At 72.2% G+C, this 16,998-nt stretch carries 16 protein-coding genes; 12 read left to right on the top strand and 4 right to left on the bottom strand.

Annotated features, from left to right (window positions below):
- Positions 1-38: 38 nt before the first annotated feature.
- Both ACZ31C_RS03140 and ACZ31C_RS03145 read right to left on the bottom strand, forming a co-directional pair.
- Positions 39-2,423 (bottom strand): glycoside hydrolase family 65 protein, encoded by a 2,385-nt coding sequence (locus tag ACZ31C_RS03140; protein ID WP_465793965.1) that lies wholly within the window; start codon positions 2,421-2,423, stop codon positions 39-41.
- An 83-nt stretch (positions 2,424-2,506) separates the two neighbouring features.
- Positions 2,507-3,208: a prepilin peptidase gene (locus ACZ31C_RS03145; protein ID WP_465794349.1), complete on the bottom strand. Its 702-nt coding sequence runs from the start codon at positions 3,206-3,208 to the stop codon at positions 2,507-2,509.
- Between the two features lie 706 nt (positions 3,209-3,914).
- On the opposite strand from ACZ31C_RS03145, the gene ACZ31C_RS03150 reads away from it, so the two are divergent.
- Genes ACZ31C_RS03150 through ACZ31C_RS03205 form a run of 12 tightly spaced genes read left to right on the top strand, consistent with a single transcriptional unit; the run spans position 3,915 to position 12,919 of the window.
- A complete protein-coding gene (locus ACZ31C_RS03150) occupies positions 3,915-4,487 on the top strand; it encodes a hypothetical protein (protein ID WP_465793966.1) in 573 nt (190 codons plus the stop codon).
- A 29-nt stretch (positions 4,488-4,516) separates the two neighbouring features.
- Positions 4,517-5,452, top strand: a complete 936-nt coding sequence (locus ACZ31C_RS03155; RefSeq protein ID WP_465793967.1) for a hypothetical protein — start codon at positions 4,517-4,519, stop codon at positions 5,450-5,452.
- Positions 5,449-6,117: an SAF domain-containing protein gene (locus ACZ31C_RS03160; RefSeq protein ID WP_350697541.1), complete on the top strand. Its 669-nt coding sequence runs from the start codon at positions 5,449-5,451 to the stop codon at positions 6,115-6,117. The genes ACZ31C_RS03155 and ACZ31C_RS03160 overlap by 4 nt, the downstream gene beginning before the upstream one ends.
- A gap of 2 nt (positions 6,118-6,119) precedes the next feature.
- On the top strand, positions 6,120-6,920 hold the full coding sequence (locus ACZ31C_RS03165) for a CpaE/TadZ family protein (RefSeq protein ID WP_350697542.1): 801 nt from the start codon (positions 6,120-6,122) through the stop codon (positions 6,918-6,920).
- Complete coding sequence (locus ACZ31C_RS03170; protein WP_465793968.1) at positions 6,910-8,439, top strand: CpaF family protein; 1,530 nt, start codon at positions 6,910-6,912, stop codon at positions 8,437-8,439. The genes ACZ31C_RS03165 and ACZ31C_RS03170 overlap by 11 nt, the downstream gene beginning before the upstream one ends.
- Positions 8,400-9,341: a type II secretion system F family protein gene (locus ACZ31C_RS03175; protein WP_396741359.1), complete on the top strand. Its 942-nt coding sequence runs from the start codon at positions 8,400-8,402 to the stop codon at positions 9,339-9,341. Before ACZ31C_RS03170 ends, ACZ31C_RS03175 begins: the two co-directional genes overlap by 40 nt.
- The gene (locus ACZ31C_RS03180) at positions 9,338-10,201 is read left to right on the top strand and encodes a type II secretion system F family protein (RefSeq protein WP_396741361.1); all 864 of its coding nucleotides are present in this window, start codon (positions 9,338-9,340) and stop codon (positions 10,199-10,201) included. Before ACZ31C_RS03175 ends, ACZ31C_RS03180 begins: the two co-directional genes overlap by 4 nt.
- A 27-nt stretch (positions 10,202-10,228) precedes the next feature.
- Positions 10,229-10,456, top strand: coding sequence for a hypothetical protein (locus ACZ31C_RS03185; RefSeq protein ID WP_396741363.1), 228 nt, complete (start codon positions 10,229-10,231; stop codon positions 10,454-10,456).
- A gap of 2 nt (positions 10,457-10,458) precedes the next feature.
- The gene (locus tag ACZ31C_RS03190) at positions 10,459-10,899 is read left to right on the top strand and encodes a TadE/TadG family type IV pilus assembly protein (RefSeq protein WP_465794350.1); all 441 of its coding nucleotides are present in this window, start codon (positions 10,459-10,461) and stop codon (positions 10,897-10,899) included.
- On the top strand, positions 10,884-11,348 hold the full coding sequence (locus ACZ31C_RS03195) for a TadE/TadG family type IV pilus assembly protein (protein WP_465793969.1): 465 nt from the start codon (positions 10,884-10,886) through the stop codon (positions 11,346-11,348). Before ACZ31C_RS03190 ends, ACZ31C_RS03195 begins: the two co-directional genes overlap by 16 nt.
- Positions 11,345-11,770 carry a pilus assembly protein TadG-related protein gene (locus ACZ31C_RS03200; RefSeq protein ID WP_465793970.1) on the top strand — a complete coding sequence of 142 codons (426 nt, stop codon included), beginning with the start codon at positions 11,345-11,347 and terminating at the stop codon, positions 11,768-11,770. The genes ACZ31C_RS03195 and ACZ31C_RS03200 overlap by 4 nt, the downstream gene beginning before the upstream one ends.
- Positions 11,771-11,785: 15 nt before the next feature.
- A complete protein-coding gene (locus tag ACZ31C_RS03205) occupies positions 11,786-12,919 on the top strand; it encodes a LysM peptidoglycan-binding domain-containing protein (RefSeq protein ID WP_465793971.1) in 1,134 nt (377 codons plus the stop codon).
- A gap of 61 nt (positions 12,920-12,980) precedes the next feature.
- On the opposite strand, the gene ACZ31C_RS03210 is transcribed toward ACZ31C_RS03205, so the two are convergent.
- Together ACZ31C_RS03210 and ACZ31C_RS03215 are read right to left on the bottom strand one after the other, a co-directional pair.
- Entirely contained in the window at positions 12,981-13,832 is an 852-nt protein-coding gene (locus ACZ31C_RS03210; RefSeq protein WP_465793972.1) for a Rieske (2Fe-2S) protein, read from the bottom strand.
- A gap of 186 nt (positions 13,833-14,018) precedes the next feature.
- Positions 14,019-16,998: CARDB domain-containing protein (locus tag ACZ31C_RS03215; RefSeq protein ID WP_465793973.1), on the bottom strand; the 2,980-nt coding region annotated here is incomplete at its 5' end.

A 16,998-nucleotide genomic window follows, 5' to 3' on the forward strand; every position in this document is an offset into this window, starting at 1 on the left:
CCCCCTGCACGGCGCCCTCAGCAGCGTGCGGCGCCGGCTCAGCCGGCGGCGGCGCGGCGGGTGGGGCGGCGGCCGGGGGGTGCGGTCGGCTCGTCGCCGAAGTCCGGCACCGGCGGCATCGGGCGGTGCGTCGGGGTGCCGGCGACCACCCGCACCTGCTCGCCGTGGTGCCACAGGTCGACGATGGTGTCGGCCGGGGCGTCGGGCAGCTCGTAGCGGGCCTCGTCGGCGGTGAGGGTGACCAGCAGCCGGTGGCCGTGCCAGCACAGGCTGAACGCCAGCCGGTCGATCCGGTCCGGCAGCCGGGGATCGAACGAGAGCAGCTCACGGTCGTCGCGCATGCCACCGAAGCCCTGCACCAGCGCCAGCCAGGAGCCGCCCAGCGAGGCCAGGTGCAGCCCGTCGCCCGTCTTGTCGCCGATGTCCAACAGGTCCTGCAACACCGACTCGGCGAACAGGTCGTACGCCAGGTCGAGGTGACCCAGTTCGGCGGCGAGCACCGCCTGCGGCGCGGCGGACAGCGACGAGTCCCGGACCGTACGCGCCTCGTAGTAGGCGAAGTTGGCCGCCTTCTCCTCGGCGGTGAACTCCCCGGGGCAGCGCAGCATGGCCAGCACCAGATCGGCCTGCTTGACCACCTGACGGCGGTACAGCTCCAGGTAGGGGAAGCTCAGCAGCAGCGGATAGTCGTCGTCCCCGGTGTCGGCGAAGTTCCACTCCGGTTGGCTGGTGAAGCCGGCCGCCTGCTGGTGCACCCCGCGCTTGGCGTCGTACGGCAGCACCATCGCCTCGGCCGCCGCCCGCCAACCGGCGACCTCGGCCGGGTCCACGCCCAACTGACCGGCCGCCTCCGGGTACCGCTCGACGGCGTCGGCCGCCCCGCGCAGGTTCCGCCGGGCCATCAGGTTGGTGAACGCGTTGTCGTCGACGAGTGCGGCGTACTCGTCCGGGCCGGTGACGCCGAAGATGTGGAAACCGCCGTCGTCGGTGAAGTGCCCGAAACCGTGCCACAGCCGGGCGCTCTCCACCAGCAGTTCCAGCCCGGCCCCGGCCCGGAACTCCTCGTCGCCGGTGGCAGCGGCGTAGCGCAGCACCGCGTCGGCGATGTCGGCGTTGACGTGCAGCCCGGCGGTGCCGGCGGGCCAGTAGCCGGAGCACTCCTCGCCGCCGATGGTCCGCCACGGGAAGGTCGCGCCGGTCAGCCGCAGCTCCGCCGCGCGTTCCCGCGCCTGGGGCAGGTGCGCGTACCGCCAGCGCAGGGCGGAACGGGCCACTCCGGGAGCAATGTACGTCAGCACCGGCAGCACGTACTGCTCGGTGTCCCAGAGCACGTGTCCGTCGTACCCGTTACCGGTCAGGCCCTTGGCCGGGATGCTCAACGCGTCGTCCGACCGGCCCGCCTGGATCAGGTGGAACATGGCGAACCGGATCGCCAGTTGCAGTTCCTCGTCACCGTCGAGCAGCACGTCGGCGGTCTGCCAGGCGGTGTCGAGGGCGGCCCGCTGGTCGGCGAGCAGGGTGTCGAAACCCGCCTCGCGGGCGGCGTACGCCTCGGCGGTCACCTGGTCGGCGAGTGCGTCGGTGTCGGTGTCGTCGACCGGCGTCCACTCGTACGCCACGTATTTGGTGAGGCGTACCCGCTCGCCGGGCGCGACCGTCCCGGTGAGGGTGAGTCGGATCCGGTCCTCGGTGGCGTCGGTGCTGGTGGCGATCTCGTGGGAGGTCGACAGCCGGTGCGCCACCGCGACGGCGATCCGCTGGTCACTGTGCTCGGTGCGGTGCACCAGGACGCCGTCGGTGCCGTCGGCGTGGTGCCGCTCGGCGATCAGCGGATCGTGGATCGTCGAGGCGGCCCGGGGGTCGTCGGCGCGCTCCGGGACCCGCTCGTTGGCCAGCAGGTCCGCGCAGATCCGCAGCTCCACCGCGTCGTCCAGGGGTTCCACCGTCCAGTCCAGGGCGGCCACCCGGCGACGCGGCAGCGACACCAGCCGGGTGCTGCGGATCCGCACCCCGTGCCCGGCGGGCGAGGTCCACTCGGTGACCCGTTCCACCACCCCGGCCCGCAGGTCGAGCACCTGCTCGTGGGTGCGCAGCGTTCCGGTGCGGATGTCCAGCGGTTCCCCGCCGACCCAGAGCCGGACGAGGGTGGCGTTCGGCGCGCTGATCAGCGTGTCGCTGAGCTGCGGGAAGGCGTACCCGTCCTCGGGGTAGTCGAGCTTCCGCCGCTCGTGGAACCCGTTGAGGTAGCTGCCCGGCATCTCACAGGGGTCGCCTTCGTCGAGGGTCCCGCGCCAGCCCACCCAACCGTTGCTCAGCGCGAAGATCGATTCGGTCTCGCCGAGCCGGTCCAGGTCGTCCTGGGTACGGACGATCCGCCACCGGTCGTCCGATGGCGGTGACGGCTGGTCGGGGGTGCTCTGCACAGCGCCTCCTGGGGGTGCGACGACGAGCCCTGCGGACCGTCATTTCCCCGCCGGCCCCCGCACCACACCAGGAGCCGACCCGCTCACCACACCAGCAGCAGCGCCCCCAGGGTGCCGAGCACCAGGTACGGCCCGAACGGCAGGTGGCTCGACCAGCGGGCCCGGCCGGTGACCAGCAGGACCAGCGCCACCAGACCGGAGAGGACCAGCGCGAGCAGCAGCCCCGTCACGAGCAGGCTCCAGCCGTACCAGCCGAGCAACGCGCCCGCGCTGAGCGCGAGCTTGGCGTCCCCGATGCCGAACCCGCGCGCACCGAGCAGCAGCGTGGTGACCGCGAAGAAGAGGGCCAGCCCGAGCCCGGCGGCGGTGGCCCGCCCCCAGGGTGCGACCCCGGCACCGGTCAGCGCGGCGACGCCGAGCAGCAGCCAGGTTCCGGCGGCGGCCGGCCAGGTGAGCCGGTCCGGCAGCCGGTGTACCGCGAGGTCGACGAAGACCAGGGGAATCGCGAAGGCCAGCCACCACGCGGCAGCGGCGAACTCGGCGACCGGCGGGCGGGTCAGCAGCAGCCCGGCGAGGACGGCCACAGCGACCAGCTCGACGCTGCCCGGTGGCGCGCCGACCCGAGCGCCGCAGGCGTCGCAGCGGGCGGTCGGCCCGAGCGCAGGCCACGGCCGGTCCAGGCTGATCGGAGCGCCGCAGGCGTCGCAGCCGGAGCGGTTGTCGACCTCGGCGGGTACGGCGAACCGCGCGATCGCGTACCGCATCAGCGGGGTGATCGCCAGCATGGCCGGGGCGCGCCGACCCGGCCGGCGGGTGGCGGGGGCGTCCGGCGGCGGTGGGTGCTCGGCCGGTGCCCGCTGGCGCAGCGGCGGGCTCGGGTCGCGCCGGCTCATGCGGCAGACTCCGCAGTCGACCCCACCACGGACCGTAGTGTGTCCGCTCGGTGCGCGTGGTGGAACGAACGTCGGGCCGGGGCTCCTCCGGCACTCGCGCAGTGCCGGCCGAAACGCGCCGGAGAGACTGATGCAATTCCCATGGAATGCAATTGGCGCGAACTCAAGCCCGATATGACCGGGGACAGATCGGACCACATGCCATTTCCCGTCACATGACGAACGGCTGATTGACCGCTCCACGAACGACGGTTCGGCACGACCGACCGTACGCGCCCGCCCGACGCTCCGAGCGCCGCGACCGACGCCCGCAACCTACCGGTAACCACCCGACACCACCACCATTCATGACCCAGCGTGTTCGGTTGAATTGCCTCTGTTGCATCGGCCGGCATCAGCTTATGCTCGCCCCTTGGACGTGGCGCAACCATGTTCACGGGGGCATCACCAGCCAGGCAGTGCATTTCTAGAGATCTAAACAGGTAAATGCGGCTGCGATTCGGGCAGGACCGGGGAACGCCCCTCCGGTCGCACTACCGCACGCCTGGGAAACGCCGGCGACGGCGGTCGCCGGATCAGCACCGAGGAGGGCACGAAGGTGCGAGCACGGCAGCTCAGCCGCTGGACGGCCGGACTGGTCGCGGTGGCGGCGGTCGGCACGACCACCGCCTGCGGCGGCGCTCAGGAAACGACCACCACGACAGCCGCCGAACGACGCGGGACACCGACCGACACGCAGCGGGTCGCCGAGGAGAAGGCCGCCGAAAAGGCGGCGCTGGCGGCGTACGCCGGTTATCTCACCGCCTCCCGCACGGCGAGCCGCCACAGCGACCCGCAACATCCGGAGTTGACCCGCTTCCTCGGTGACCCACTGCTGACCCGGGTCCGGCTCAGCCTGGTCAAGGCCCGCGACAACGGTGCCGTCAGCGTCGGCACGATCCGCTCCGACCCCGCCGTGACCTCGGTCAACCTGGACGCCTCACCGCCCACGGTGGAGATCCAGGACTGCCTCGACGCCACCGGCTACCGGCTGGTCTACCGCTCCGACGAGAAGAAGACCGTGCCCGGCACCCGGGGCTCCCGACACCTGGCCACCGCCACCGCCATGCGCTACCCCGACGGTCGCTGGCTGATCAGCACCGGCGCCGCCCACCGGGACCAGCCGTGCTGACCGCGGGCGCGACGCGAGCCATTCGGCGCGTGGACGACACCGGGCGATCACGTCCCGCTCGCCGGCTGGTCCGCCGCGCGCTGCTCGGCAGCGCCCTGGCCCTGCTGCTGACCACCGGACCGGCGGTGCCGGCACACGCCGACCCCGGCGCCGAGTGCCCACCCGCCCAGCCGAACTGCAACGTCTGGGACGACGACCCCGGCACCCCCGGCAACGGTGGCAACAACGGCGGCGGCAACAACGGCGGTGACAACGGGGGCGGCGGCAGTGGCGTCTGCCAGTGGAACGGACGCACGATCCCCTGCTACAGCGAGGCGTTGGGCTGGTTCAACAGCAACGACGGCTGCTACTACAAGCTCCGCGAGCCACAGCCGGAGGCCAAAGAGGGTCACCGGTGGTACACACGCACCTGCAACGGCGGCGATCTCGGCTCGGTGGAGGTCGTCCAACTGCCCGAGGCACCACCGGGCTTCGGGGCCCCGCCGGACCCGGAGGAGTTGGCCCGTCGGGCCTTCGCCTCGATCAGCCTCGTCGCTCCCCGGGCCAGGGTCGCCCCAAGGAAGAGCATCGGGCCCGGCCTGGTCGGCCTGCCGGTCTGGATGTGGGCGGAACGCGGCCCCAACCAGTTCGGCCCGCTGACCGCCTCCGCCTCGGACCGGGGCCTGACGGTCAGTATCCGCGCCGTGGTCAAAGAGGTCGTCTGGGACATGGGCAACGATGTCAAGATCACCTGCGACGGCCCGGGCACCGCGTACGACCGGAACGGCCGGCACGCCGGCCAGAGGTCTCCGGACTGCGGCTACCACAGCGGCTACCCGAGAGCCGACACGTACGAGGTGCAGGCGACGACGCACTGGGACGTGACGTGGGAGGGCGGCGACCGGAGCGGCACCATCCCCGGCGTCACCCGCACCACCGGAGTGGTCGAGATCCAGATCAACGAGCTTCAGGTGGTGACCCGATGAGCGTGGCGACCCGCAACGGCAACCCTTCGGTGGACGCGCCGGTCGCCCCACCCCGGGTCGTCCGGCAGCGCCGGGTACGCCCCGGCCTGCTCGGCCTGGCCGTCCTGCTGATCGCCCTCGGCGGCCTGGGCTCGGCGTTCGCGATCACCTCGGTCCGCGCCACCGGCAGCTACCTGGCGGTGGCGCAGACCGTCGAGGTGGGCAGTGTGATCGGCGCGGACGACCTGGTGGCCGTGCAGGTGGCCGGCGGGCAGGGACTCGACCCGGTGCCGTCCGGCCGGCTCGCCGAGGTGATCGGGATGCGGGCAGCCGTCTCGCTCGCCCCGGGGACGCTGCTGACCATGGCCCAGCTCACCGACGACCCGCTGCTCGGCCCCGGTCAGCAGCAGCTCGCCCTCGGGCTGCGCGCGGCCCAGGTCCCCGCACCGAAGCTCCGCCCCGGCGACCAGGTCCTGCTGGTGAGCACCCCGAACAACGACGGCAACAGCAGCGGCGGTGGCTCGTCGAGCGCCACCCGGTTCACCGCGACTGTCACCGACGCGGTCAGCACCGAGGGCCGCGACGAGGTCGTGGTCTATCTGGCCCTGGCCGTTCGGGACGTACCGGCCGTGGTGGCGCTGGCCGCCCAGGACCGGATCGCGGTCGTGCTGACCAAGGCGGCCTGAGTATGGCGATCATCGCGCTGGTCTCGGCCAAGGGCTCGCCGGGGGTGACCACCACGGCGTTGGCCTGCGCGTTGAGCTGGCATCGACGGCTGGTGCTCGCCGAGTGCGACCCGGCCGGCGGCTCGGTGCTCGCCGGTTACCTCGGCGGTGCGCTCGACGGCCCCCGGGGCATCGGCGAGCTGGCCGTCGGCGAGCTGCGCGACGGCAGCCTGGAGTCGACGTTCTGGTCGCAACTGGTTGACCTGGACGCGCCCCGGCGCGAGCGGCTGCTGCTGCCCGGCGTCGTCGACCCTGCCCAGGCGGGCAGCGTCATCCCGCTCTGGCAGCGGTTCGCCGACTACTTCGGCGGGCTGGAGCACGGCGACCCGCCGTACGACGTGCTCGTCGACTGTGGACGGCTGCACGTGGTCGGCACGCCGTGGCCGCTGCTGCGTGCCGCGTCGGTGGTGCTGGTGGTGAGCCGGGCACAACTGCCCGACCTCTCCGGCACCCGCGCCATGATCCAGACCATCGAACGGGACTTCGCCGAGCACCGGGTGCAGCCCGGCACGCTCCGGCTGCTGCTGGTCGGCGGCGGCCACGGCAAGACCGAGGTCAGCAAGGCGTTGCACACACCGGTCATCGCCCGGTTGCCGCACGATCCGCGTACCGCCGAGGTGCTCAGCCTGGGCGGCACCGTCCGGGCGTCCCGACCGCTGCTGCGCGCGGCCCGTGGCCTGGAGGTACCGGTCGGCGCGCTGCTGGAACGGCGACGGGCCCGACTGGCCTGGCCGGTGACCCAGGGGGTGCCGGATGCGGTTTGAGCCGGTCTCGTCGGACCCCCGCCGGTTGCCACCCGGCGCGACCTCGACCGCGCCGCCGCTGCCACCGGTCAACGGGCGGCACCATCCCCCGATGCCGGTCCCCGTCGCGCCGACGGCACCCGAACCGCCGCCCCGGCCCCGGGTGGACTTCCAGATCGTCCGCGAGCTGCGCCGGGAGTTGAGCGAGCGGCTCACCCGCTGGCAGCGCGGCCGGGAGTTCACCGTCGACGAGGAGGACACCGAGCGGGCCCGGCTCGCGGTCGAACTGGTCGCCGAGTACGCCGACTCGGTGCGCCGGGCCGGTACGCCGATGGCCGCGGGCGAGGAGCGGCTGCTGCTCGACCAGGTCACCGCCGAGCTGGCCGGTCTCGGTCGGCTCCAGACGCTGCTCGTCGACGACAGCATCGAGGAGGTGCACATCCTCGGCTGCGACCAGGTGCGCATCACCCGACACGGCGGCGGTGTGGACTGGGCCGACCCGATCGCGGACAGCGACGACGAGCTGGTGGAGATCCTCCAGGCAGCCGCCCGCCGGGCCGGCGCCACCGAGCGATCGCTCTCCACCTCGAAGCCCACCCTGGACCTGCAACTGCCCGACGGCAGCCGGTTGGCCGCCGTGTTCCTGGTCAGCCACCGCCCGTACGCGGTGATCCGCAAGCACAACACGCTCGACGTGACCCTGGACGACCTGGCCGGGGCGCGGGGCGACCTGGACGAGATGGTCGACCCGCTGCTGCGGGACTTCCTCCGCGCGTCGATGCGCGCCGGGCTGAACATCATGGTCGCCGGGCTGGCCGGCGCCGGTAAGACCACCGTCATCCGGGCGCTGATGAGCGAGATCCCGCCGGACGAGCCGTACGTGCTGCTGGAGGAGAGCCGGGAGCTGCTGCCTGCTCGGCGCGGCGCGCGGCACCGGGCGGTGATGAGCTTCGAGGCGCGGGAGGGGCACGGCGAACGCGGGCCGGACGGCCGCCCGGCCGGTGAGGTGAGCATCGCCGACCTGATCCCGGTCTCGCTGCGGATGGGCGTGCTGCGGATCATCGTCGGCGAGGTGCGGTCCCGGGAGATCGTGCCGATGCTCCAGGCGATGACCACCAGCCGGGGGTCGATGTGCACGATCCACGCGCGTACCCCCAGCGGGGTGAGCGAACGGATCATCGAGTTGGCGCTGGCGCACGGCCGGGAGATGACCGTCGACCAGGCCCGCCGGATGGCGGGCAACGCCCTCGACCTGATCGTCTATGTCAACGTGGAGGACGAGACCGGGATCGGTGGCCGCAAGCACCGGTTCGTCTCGCACGTCGAGGAGGTCCTCGGCGTCGGCGAGGCCAGCCGCATCACCACCACCCAGGTGTTCGGGCCCGGCCCGGACGGTCGGGCCGTCCCCCGGCACCTGCCGGAACGGATCCGCGACCAACTGCTGCGGGTGGGCTACGACGCCCGGCTGCTGAGCCGCTGGATCGAAGCGGGCCAGGGCGCGTGGCGACGCCCCAAGCAGACCCGACTCGGGCGGCGGTGACCGTGCTCGACAACATCCAACTCATCGCGGTGGTCTCCGGGGCGGCCTGCGTGGCCGGGCTGGTGCTCACGGTCGTCGCGCTGGTCGGCACCCGCCGCCCGCCCGGTCCAGCACCCGGCGCAGGTCCGGGGCTCAGTCGGCTGTGGCGCGGCTCCGGCACCGTGCGCGAACAGCAGACCCACCAGGCGTTGCTGATCGGCGCGGTGGTCGCGGGCGCGCTGGCCTTCCTGGTGACCGGGCTGCCGGTGGTCGGGTTGCTGGTCGCGGTGGCGGTACCCGGCACGCCCTGGCTGTTCTCGGTGGGCCGGGCGGAACGGCGGGCGATCGCCCGGATCGAGGCGGTCGGCGAGTGGACCCGTCGACTCAAGGACGTCTCCTCCACCGGGCAGGGTCTCCAACAGGCGATCATCGGCACCGTCGGCACCGCGCCGGAGGAGATCCAGGAGGAGGTACGCCTGCTCGCCGCCCGGCTCCAGGCCGGTTGGCTGGCCCGTTCCGCCCTGCTGGCGTTCGCCGACGAGATCGGTGACCCGGTCTGCGACCAGGTGGTGGCGGCGCTCATCCTGCACCTGACCGACCGGGGCGAACGCCTCGGCGACGTGCTCGGCTCGATCGCCGCGGCGGCGTCCGCCGAGGTCGCCACCCGACGCGAGATCGAGGCCAAGCGCACCCAACCCCGGTTCGCGGTCCGCTTCCTGACCGGGATGACCCTGGCCACCATCGGGTACGGGCTGCTCAACCGCGAGTACGTGCAGCCGTACGACACTCCGTTCGGCCAGGTGGTCATGGCGGTGCTCGGTGCCGCCTTCGTCGGCCTGCTGGCCTGGGTGCGGTCGATGAGCCAGCCGCCGCGACCGGCCCGCTTCCTGCCCGCCCCCGACCCCCGGGAGGTGGTGGCGTGAACCTGCACCTCACCATCGCGGTGCTCAGCGGTGCCGTGGTCGGGCTGGGCGTCTTCCTGATCGTGCGCGAACTGGTCCCGGCGACCCCGGCGCTCGGTCCGGCGCTGCGTCGGCTGCACCAGCCGCCGGGGACGGCCCGGCTCGCCCCGGCCGACCGCCGGCTGGACTGGCTGACCGGGCTGGCCCGCTGGCTGCGTCCGCCGCACCGGCAACTGGCCCTGCTCGACCGCACTCCCGAGCAGTACGCCCTCTCCCTCCTGCTGTCCGCGTTGATCGGGCTCGCCGCACCGGCCCTGCTCGGCTTCACGCTGTTCGCCGTGGGCGTCTCGCTGCCGCTGACCGTGCCGGTGCTGGGCAGCATCGGTCTGGCAGTGCTCTGCGCGCTGGTCGCGCACCGGTCGCTGATCGCCCGCGCCGAGACGGCCCGGGACGAGTTCCGGCAGGCGGTCTGCACCTATCTGGACCTGGTCGCGTTGCAGCTCTCCGCCGCGCACGGCCCGGTGCAGTCGTTGGAGCGGGCCGCCGCCATCTGCGAGGGCTGGGTCTTCGACCGGATCTCCGAGGCACTACGGATGGCCCAGATGCAGATGCACTCGCCGTGGGACGAACTCCGCGACCTCTCCGACCGGATCGGCATCCCGGAGCTGGGCGACGTCGGCGCGATCATGCGCTCGTCCGGCAGCGAGGGCGCCCAGGTGCACGAGACCTTGCGCAGCCGCGCCGACTCGCTGCGCGACCAGATCCGCACCGACAACCTGGCCCGGGCCGAGGGGGTGACCAGCCGACTCGACATTCCCGGCGCGCTGCTGGTTTTCGTCCTGCTCGGCTTCGCCATCTATCCGTTCCTCGCCCGCCTCTGACACACGACCTCGACCGAAGGAGTCCCGATGTCCGTCCTCACCGAACTGAACGCCGCGCTGGGCGTGCGGCTGACCCACGTACAGACCGCGCTGCGAGCGCGGCTGGTGCACCTGCGGGGCGACCGGGGCGACAGCCCGGTACCGACCGCCGTGATCATCTTCGGCCTGGTGACCGTGGCGTTGGCGGTCACGGCAGCGGCTCTGACCGCCGCCAACAACTGGATGGGTCGCATCCCCGGACCGCCAGCGCCATGACGATGCGCCGCCGCCGCTACGCCGGGTGTCGGATGGTCACGGCCATCCGACACCGTCGGCTGCCCGGTGACGGCGAGCGCGGCGGCAACCCGGTGGAACTGGCAGTGGTACTGCCGGCAATCCTGATCCTGCTGTTCGGCTCGATCCAGGTCGCCGCCGTCTTCGTCGCCAGGTCCACCGCGCTCAACGCGGCACAGAGCGGAGTCAACGCACAGCGGCTTCACCAGGCTCCGGCCGGCGCCGGCGAGGAACGCGCCGCGCGCTTCCTCACCCAGGCCGGTGACTGGCTGGTCGACTGGGACGACCCCGGGCCGAGCTGCGTCGCCTCGGCCACCGACGTGACGTGCACGGTGACCGGCCGCTCTCTGTCGGTGGTGCCGGGCGTCAGCTTCCCCATTCGACAAACCGCACACGGGACGGCGGAACGATGGACCGCACCATGAGCCGGGGCTCGGTGTCGATCGAAGTGGCCGTCCTGGCGCCCGCGTTCCTGGCCATGATGGTGCTGGCCGGAGTCGCCGGGCGTACCGCGGTGGCCAGCGAGGCACTGGAGGCGGCGGCACACGACGCCGCCCGCGCAGCCTCCATCTCCCGCGACGCCCGCACCGCTCGCACCGAGGCTCTCGACGCGGTCCGCAGCCAGCTCGACTGGCGGGGGTTGTCCTGCTCCGGCGAGCCGCAGGTGACCTTCAGCGGATCGGTCGACGGACGGTCCACCACCTTCGGTCAGGCCTTCAGCAGCTCCGTCGGGCAGGACGCCACGGTCACCGTGCAGATCGCCTGCACTGTTTCCTACCAGGACATCAGGATCTCCGCCCTGAGGATGCCGAGCGGGAATCGGGTCACCGCCTCGTTCACCTCGCCGCTGGACCGCTACCGGAGCCGGGGATGACGGCCGCGAGGGGCGACGCCGGGCGAGTGAGCATCTTCCTCGCCGTGGCGATGATCGGCGTACTCGGCATCATCGGCATGGCGTTCGACGGCGCTGGTCAACTCCGCACGCTGCAACGCGCCGAGAACCTGGCGGCCGAGGCGGCCCGGACCGGTGGCCAGGCCATCGACCGGGTGACCGCCATCGAGGGCGGACCGAAACGCATCGACCAGACCGAGGCCCGGGCGGCCGTCGCGGACTACCTCGCCGCCGCCGGGGCCGCCGGCCACACCGTGACCTTTCCGGTGGTCGACGGCGAGACCGTCATCCGGGTACGGGTGTCCGTCACCTACCGCCGGGCCATGCTCGGCCTCTTCGGCTTCTCCAACACCGTCACCGTCTCCGGTGAGGCGACCGCGCGGGCGCTGACCGGGGCTCCCTAGGGAAGGAAGGTAGCCATGGCCGCATCGGGTGGCACCGCCGTACGGCGGGTCGGTCGGGTGCTGACCGGATTCGGCGCACTGCTGGTGCTGATCGGCCTGCTGGTCGGCGGTCCGATCGCGTTGCTGGCGTTCGCCGGCAACCCACTGCCGGACCACGTGCCCACACTCGCGGAGATCGGCACCACGCTGACCAGCCGGGACGACGGGCAGGTCTTCCTGCGGGCGCTGGCGATCGTCGGCTGGTTCGGTTGGGCCACCTTCGCGCTATCGGTGCTCGTGGAGTTGGGCGCGCAGTCGCTGCGCCGCCCGGCACCCCGACTGCCCGGGATGGGTCGGCAGCAGCGGGCGGCAGCGGCCCTGGTCGGCTCGGTCGCGTTGATCATCGCTGCCAGCCCGGCGGCAACCGCCGCCACCACGGCGTACACCGCCCCCGCCTACTCCGCGCCGGCCGCCACCGCGTCGTTCGCCGCACCGGCGACGCTTGCCGGTCCGGCGACGGCGTTCGAGACGGTGACGTCTCGAACGGAACGCACAACGGCCGACGCGCCGGTCTACAAGGTGGCGAAGGGCGACTACCTCGGCAAGGTCGCCGACCGCTACCTGGACGACTTCGAGGACTATCGGAAGCTGGCCGCGCTCAACAACCTGCGGGACCCGGACCGGATCCGCCCCGGCCAACTGATCACGCTGCCGACCGACGCGGACGACCAGGGTGCCCGGCCGCACGCCACCGGCCGGCTGGTCGGTGCGCAGGCCCGTCCCGCGCCCGAGCAGTCGCGTCCGACACCGTCGAAGCCGACGCCATCGACACCGACGCCGTCGACGCCGGACGCGGAGCAGCCGGAGTCCGCCGCGCCCACGCCGCCGCCTCCCGCCGCCACTGGGCAGGGGCGACCGGCACCGCACGACGAGGCACCGGAGGGGCACCCGCCGGTGGTGACGGTGGGTGCGGCGCGGGCCGGTGAACCGGACCGGGTGAACCGTCCGCTCGCCATCTCCGCCGTGCTCGCCGTGGCCAGTATCGTCGGGGCGCAGATCGGTGCGGTGCTGGGCCTGCGGCGTCGCCCGGTGCCCGTCGCCGCCGTCCGGCAGCCGGTCCGGAGCGGTCCGCCCGGTGAGCTGCCGGTCGGCCGCCACCGCAAGGACTGACGGGCCTACCGCCCTGGGCGGTCCGGCCGGTGCGGACCGACCGTCGCCGGTCGGGCCCGCCTCACGGCAGCCGGGCCTCCACCCGTCCCTCGACCACCCGGGTCGGCAGGGTCTGCTGGTCGTTGCCGGACGGGCCGTGCACCACCTCACCGCCGTTGAGGCGGAAGGTGCTGCCGTGCCACGGGCACACCACGCAGGCGTGGCCGTCGATCTCGGTGACCTCGCCCTCGCCGAGCGGGCCGCTCTGGTGCGGGCAGCGTTCCAGCATCACGGTGACGTCCTCGCCGTGCCGATAGAGGATCACCGAGACGTCGTCCACCTTGCGGGTCACCAGTTGCCGCTGCGGCAGCGTGGCCATCTCCGCTACCGAGTGCCAGCCGTCGCTGATCAGGTGCAGGTCGGAGACGCTCACGTTCACCTGGGCACCCTGCTTGTACGCCAGATGTCCCCCCAGGTACGCGCCGGCTCCGGCCGCGCTGAGCCCGAGCCAGCCGAGCGTACGACCGAGCTGGTGACGACCGGAGAACCGCGCGGCCACCGAGCCGGAGTAGAGGACCAGCGCGACGGTGTTCGACGCGGCGTGCACCAGGCCGACCCGACGCTGGTCACGGGAGAGCGCCGCCCAGTCGTTGAGCCCGGCGACGGCCGCCGGCAACGCGCTCACCGTGCCGATCGTGGTGAGCGCGGTAGCCGCCCGCCGCTGACCGGGCATCAGGTCCAGGACGGCCGCGCTCATCCACGAGCCGACCGGCACCTGCACCATCGCCGGATGCAGCGGATGACCCAGCCACACCCCGTGCAGCAGGTCCCGGACCCGCTGTCCGCGCAGGGTGCCCTGCACCGCTCGCTGCAACCGGTCACCGAACCGGTCCAGCCCGGACGCTTGCTCGATCTTCGTCAACAACGCTCGCACCCGTACCGACTTCCCGCCGTACGCGGTCGCAAACCGGTCGTCCGGGACGAATCGTCGGCGACCGCGTAGCAGGCCCTCCCGCCCCCGCCCTCCACCCCAGCGATCATGGAGTTGTGGTGGTGGTTCTGACCCTTCTATGGGCATTCATCTACACCACAACTCCATGATCGACGACGAGCGGGTGGGTCAGTTGCGGTTGATGGTGAAGGTGGACGTGGTGTTGCGGATGTCCTGCCAGTTGTCGCTCAGCCGTAGGTTGGTGAAGGTGACCGAGCCGACCGCCGGGCCCTGACCCGCCTCGGGCATCTCGTTGACCCAGATCCCGAAGCCCGACTTGGCGTCGAAGGCGTCACCGCTGCGCCGGGCACCGCTGATCGACACGTTGGTGAAGATCGTGTCGGTGATCGGGTTCTCCGGTTGGCTGCCCGTGTACTTGGTCTGGAACATGATTCCCGAATAGGTCGGGTCCACGATGTCCACGTCACTGACGCGGATGCCCCGGAACTCCTTGGACGCGGAGAACACCCAGATCGCCGGGAAGGTCTGCGCGCCCCAGAAATGGCCACCGGCCCGGACCAACGAAATGTTCTCGAACCGGGTCGGTGGGCTGGACCCGAATCCGACGAACGGATATCCGAAGTCCAGCGAACTGATAGTGATGCCCGAGTACGTCAGCATGTCCGCGATGTAGAGGTTGCGGAACACGTTGTCGTAGCCGCCGTACACGGCGATCCCGGCCGCCCGCCAGGTCAACGTGGCGGTCAGGTTCTCGAACACGTTGCCGTGGTTGCCGGTCGACGCCCCCTGGTCGGTCGCGGAGAACAGCGCGAAGGCGTCGTCGCCGTTGGAGCGGCCCTCCGAGTTGCTGACCAGGTTGTCGGTGCTGCCGTTGGTCAGGTTCACCGCGTCGGCGAAGGTGTTCCGGAACCGGCTGTCGGTGATCTTCAGGCCGCTGACGCTCACTCCCCAGTACGCGCAGACCGTGTGCTCGACCCAGACGTTGTCCAGGGTGAGGTCGTCGACGTCCTTGAGTTCGCCCCAGACCTTGCCCGGCCCGTCCTGCCGGACCGTGTAGTTGCCGAAGAACGCCAGGTGGGAGAAGGTCGACCCGCTGGCGCTCGGCTCCACCCGGAACCCGGCGTCGGTGTTCTGCTGCGACGACGGCGTCTGGAACCGGGTGAACCACATGCCGGCGCCGACGACCTTCACCGCCTTGCCGTACACCTGGAACTTCTGCGCGGTCTCGTACGTGCCGGCAGGCAGGTAGACACCGACCAGGTTGCCGGTGGCGTCCATCCGGACCGCGTCCAACGCGCTCTGCACGTCGGCGTGGCTGAACCCGTTGGGCACCCGGTAACGCGCCGGGTCCGGGTTCTCCCGGGGTGTCACCTGCTCCAGGTCGACGAAGTCGACGGCGTACGTGGTGGTGTTCGCCGGGTCCTTCTGCAACCGGATCCGGCTGCCGGCCGGGATGGTGGAGTTGAGCAGCACGTTCGCCTCGTCGTAGAGGTGCCGGGGCGGCCCGGCGCTCGGCGAGTCGCTCGGGCTGGCCTCGGCGCCGTACAGCCAGATGTGCTTCGAGGTGAGGCTGATCGGCTTGTGCAGCACCCCGTTGACATAGATGTTCAGCGTCGAGGTGATCCCGCCGCCGTTCGGGGCGTCCGGAATGGAGAAGCGGGTGACCAGGGCGTTGGCCGGTGCCTTGGTGGTCCACTCGACGTACGCGCCGGTGGTGTTAAGGGTCACCGCCCGGCGGCCGGACGCCTCGCCGGCCAGGTCACCGATGGTCCGGTTCGGCCCGATGACCTGGGCGCCGCCGCCGACCGAGCCCTCCTCGGCCTCGTAGTGGTCGTACGGCAGGTTGGCGCCGCGTCCCACGAACAGCGGACGCTCGCTGGTGTTGTTGGCCCGCTTCACCGGCAGTTCGTTGGCGTCGGCAGCGATCACTACCCGGACGGTGTACCGGCCGTTGGCCGCCGTCCAGGTGCCCAGATCGACCGGGCTCGCCGTGGCGCCCGCGCCGAGGCCGCCACCCGTCGATCCGGTGAGCGTCCGCACCACCGTGCCGGCGTCGTTGAGCACGGTCAGCGTGATGCCGTGCGACCCGCTCGCCGAGGCGATGGTGCCCTGGTTGCGCAGGGTCACCGTGAAGCGGACGGTGGCGCCCGCGCTCGGCGTACCCGGTGACCAGGTGACCGCCGAGGCGACCAGGTCGGAGCTGGCCACCGGGCTGACCGTCAGCCGGGTCGGGTTGGTGTACGCGTTGTTGCCCTCGTTCTGCTCGATCACCGTGTTCGCCGGGTCGACCGTGGCGCTGAGCTGGTAACTGCCCGCGTTCCGGGCCGCGACGGTGGTCGACACGTTCGTCGACGCACCGGCGGCGAGCGCGCCGACGGCCGCCTGGCCCACCTTCGTCCCGTCCAGGGCGAAGTCGACCGTGGTCGCGACGGAGGCCAGGGCGCCCGCGTTGCGGACGGTGGTGGTGAGTGTGAGCTGGTCGGTCTCCACCGGGTTGGCCGGGGCGGAGGTCACCGAGGTGACGGTGAGGTCCGGGTTCGGTGCCGGGGTGCCGATCACCTGGAGTTCGGCGACCTGCGCGTTGGACGACCCGGTGTTGGCGGTGAAGGAGAGCCGCACGTCGGCGGCGGTCGCCGAGACCGGGATGGTGACCGTGTTGCTGCCCGCCGGGCTGAACGAGTAGTTCGCCGAGCCGACCAGCGTGCTGAAGCCGGTGGCGGACTGCTCGCGGCCGAGCACCGAGAAGGTCTGGGTACGCGGACCCCACGCCGGGTCCGGGTTCAGTTTCACCACGATCGCGCTGACGCTGGCGTTGGCGCCGAGCGCGACCGTCAGCGTGCTCGGGTACGCGCCCGGCGCGCCCTCCCAGTAGGTGGTGACGTCGCCGTCGACGGCGTTGGCCGCGGCGAAGACGTGCACCATCGACGAGGCGGTGGCCGGCTTGCCGGCGGCCAGGTCGGTGCCGCCGGGCGTGCTGCCGGTGCGGGTGACGGTGTTGCTGTTCGCGGAGACGTTGCCCGCCGCGTCCTTCGCCCGCACGAAGTACGACACCGTGGCACCCGCCGACTGCGTGTCCGTGTACGCCAGCGTCGTACCCGACACACTCGCCCGCAGCGCACCGTTGGCATACACGTCGTACCCGGTCACC

Source organism: Micromonospora sp. NPDC023869, from assembly GCF_055559695.1.

Bases quoted from the DNA above. Each gene is read 5' to 3' on its own strand.
- ACZ31C_RS03145 (WP_465794349.1), bottom strand. From the start codon at position 3,208: ATGCTGGCGATCACCCCGCTGATGCGGTACGCGATCGCGCGGTTCGCC.
- ACZ31C_RS03160 (WP_350697541.1), top strand. From the start codon at position 5,449: ATGAGCGTGGCGACCCGCAACGGCAACCCTTCGGTGGACGCGCCGGTC.
- ACZ31C_RS03165 (WP_350697542.1), top strand. From the start codon at position 6,120: ATGGCGATCATCGCGCTGGTCTCGGCCAAGGGCTCGCCGGGGGTGACC.
- ACZ31C_RS03170 (WP_465793968.1), top strand. From the start codon at position 6,910: ATGCGGTTTGAGCCGGTCTCGTCGGACCCCCGCCGGTTGCCACCCGGC.
- ACZ31C_RS03185 (WP_396741363.1), top strand. From the start codon at position 10,229: ATGTCCGTCCTCACCGAACTGAACGCCGCGCTGGGCGTGCGGCTGACC.
- ACZ31C_RS03190 (WP_465794350.1), top strand. From the start codon at position 10,459: ATGCGCCGCCGCCGCTACGCCGGGTGTCGGATGGTCACGGCCATCCGA.
- ACZ31C_RS03195 (WP_465793969.1), top strand. From the start codon at position 10,884: ATGGACCGCACCATGAGCCGGGGCTCGGTGTCGATCGAAGTGGCCGTC.
- ACZ31C_RS03200 (WP_465793970.1), top strand. From the start codon at position 11,345: ATGACGGCCGCGAGGGGCGACGCCGGGCGAGTGAGCATCTTCCTCGCC.
- ACZ31C_RS03205 (WP_465793971.1), top strand. From the start codon at position 11,786: ATGGCCGCATCGGGTGGCACCGCCGTACGGCGGGTCGGTCGGGTGCTG.